Source organism: Bradyrhizobium sp. Mp27 (assembly GCF_029953005.1).
GTDB classification, from domain to species: domain Bacteria; phylum Pseudomonadota; class Alphaproteobacteria; order Rhizobiales; family Xanthobacteraceae; genus Bradyrhizobium; species Bradyrhizobium barranii.
In genome coordinates this window covers 1-410 of sequence record NZ_JASAUS010000659.1, presented here as the reverse complement: position 1 = coordinate 410, position 410 = coordinate 1, and the positions used below count along the sequence as shown (strand labels likewise).

Sequence of the window (410 nt, the reverse complement as noted above, 5' to 3'; positions counted from 1 at the left end):
AAGCGCGCGATGGCGCGCAAGGTCAGCCAGGCGCTCGGCGGTAGCTTGCGCGGCAAGACCATCGCCGTGCTCGGCCTCACCTTCAAGCCCGACACCGACGACATGCGCGATGCGCCGTCGATCCCGCTCGTCACCGGCCTGATCGACATGGGCGCGACGGTCAAGGCCTTCGATCCCGTCTGCATGGAGCAGGCCAAGGGCGAGCTGCCGAACATCACCTATTGCGAGGACGCCTATTCCTGCGCGCAAGGCGCCGATGCGCTCGTCATCGTCACCGAATGGGTGCAGTTCCGCGCGCTCGATCTCGGCCGGCTGAAGGCGGCCATGGCCCAGCCCGTCGTGGTCGATCTCCGCAACATCTACCCGCCCGAAGAGATGGAAGCCGCCGGCTTCACCTACGAGAGCATCGG

At 66.8% G+C, this 410-nt stretch carries 1 protein-coding gene; it reads left to right on the top strand.

Features of this window, described 5'->3' with window-relative positions; translation table 11 throughout:
• Positions 1-410 (top strand): UDP binding domain-containing protein (locus QJT78_RS52210; protein ID WP_281460956.1); only part of this gene is annotated, 410 nt, incomplete at both ends.